The following is a 681-nucleotide window of genomic DNA, read 5'->3' as shown; positions in this document are numbered from 1 at the left end:
CTGCTAAGTGGCGCTAACGACTAACTTGCCAAGCGTACTTAACTTCAAACCAAAACCGCCAAGCTTATGGCGTCCACTTGAGCAGTTTGTTATGTAACATTGTCCACAGCTTGCGCTGCACATTTGTTTACCTTACTCAAATCAGATTCATTTTGTACAGCTAGGTACTCACAGCCTTTGAATTCAAATTGCATATAGTTTGCTGTCAGTTTGAAAGGTTGGACGAAGCAATCTGGTAACTCTTGATTGTACCCAGTTGATAGTACAGATATTGACTTGCCTTTTAGCTGGCGGCCTAAGTCCTTTTCAATTGTTACGAGATCGGATAATCGATCGAAGAAAACTTTCAACTGTGCCGACATTGAATACCAATAGACAGGAGAAGCAAATACTATGTGGTCGAAGCGTATCAAGTCCTGGATTAATGGAAGAAAGTCGTCACTTCTATTTTCATGCTCATAATCGTAGAAACTGATACGAAAGTCGGATAAATCAAACAACTTCGCCCCAGATTGAACAACGAATGATTCAACCAATTTCCGAGTATTTCCATCAAACTTAGAACTACCCAAAATCACTGCGATATTCATTGAACCTCCTTGTTACATAACGCCCTGCTAAGTGGCGCTAACGATTAACTTACCAAGCACACTTAACTTCAAACCAAAACCGCCAAGCGTT

1 protein-coding gene is annotated in these 681 nt (G+C 40.8%); it reads right to left on the bottom strand.

The features are described 5' to 3' along the window. Positions 1–89: 89 nt before the first annotated feature. On the bottom strand, positions 90–590 hold the full coding sequence (locus MD535_RS25770) for a flavodoxin family protein (protein WP_265678129.1): 501 nt from the start codon (positions 588–590) through the stop codon (positions 90–92). Between the last annotated feature and the right edge of the window lie 91 nt (positions 591–681).

The sequence above is a fragment of the Vibrio qingdaonensis genome (assembly GCF_026191675.1).
In the GTDB taxonomy this organism is placed as follows: domain Bacteria; phylum Pseudomonadota; class Gammaproteobacteria; order Enterobacterales; family Vibrionaceae; genus Vibrio; species Vibrio qingdaonensis.
This window is presented reverse-complemented; position numbering and strand designations above follow the sequence as displayed.

Excerpts from the sequence above, each read along its gene's own strand:
- MD535_RS25770 (WP_265678129.1), bottom strand. The coding sequence starts at position 590 with ATGAATATCGCAGTGATTTTGGGTAGTTCTAAGTTTGATGGAAATACT.